1 protein-coding gene is annotated in these 781 nt (G+C 46.9%); it reads left to right on the top strand.

The annotated features are described in order from the left end of the window. Nucleotides 1-781 (top strand): homocysteine S-methyltransferase family protein (locus R7R78_RS25655; protein ID WP_225474561.1); only part of this gene is annotated, 781 nt, incomplete at both ends.

Here is a 781-nt window from a genome sequence, read left to right as displayed (position 1 = left end):
GGCTACCGCAATGTTTCTTTCGATGAGTTGGTTGAAGCGTATTCCGAGTCAACTCGAGCGTTAATCAGAGGTGGCGCTGATCTTATTTTGATCGAAACTATTTTCGATACATTGAATGCTAAGGCATGTGCCTTTGCTGTCGATTCTGTATTTGAAGAGCTTGGTGTTGCACTGCCTGTCATGATTTCCGGTACGATTACCGACGCTTCGGGGCGCACGTTATCAGGGCAAACCACGGAAGCATTTTACAACTCTCTACGTCATGTAAGGCCGTTATCTTTCGGTCTTAACTGTGCATTGGGGCCAGATGAACTGCGCCCATACGTGGAAGAGCTTTCTCGTATTTCTGAATCATTTGTTTCCGCACACCCTAACGCAGGTTTGCCGAATGCTTTTGGAGAATATGACCTTTCTCCAGAAGATATGGCAGAGCATGTAAAAGAGTGGGCTAGCAGCGGCTTTTTAAATCTGATTGGTGGCTGTTGTGGTACAACGCCGGAGCATATTCGCCAAATGGCGCAGGCCGTTGAAGGTGTTACACCTCGCGCTTTGCCAGATTTGCCTGTTGCTTGTCGTCTCTCCGGATTAGAGCCATTAACGATTGAGAAAGAGACTTTATTCATCAATGTCGGTGAGCGAACTAACGTCACAGGTTCTGCTCGCTTTAAACGTTTGATCAAAGAAGAACAGTATGACGAAGCATTAGAAGTCGCGCGTCAGCAAGTTGAAAATGGTGCCCAAATCATCGACATCAACATGGATGAGGGGATGTTAGACGCAC

The sequence above is a fragment of the Vibrio sp. 2134-1 genome (genome assembly GCF_033339495.1).
Note: the sequence above shows the minus strand (reverse complement) of the source record. Positions and strands in the feature narration are given on the sequence as shown.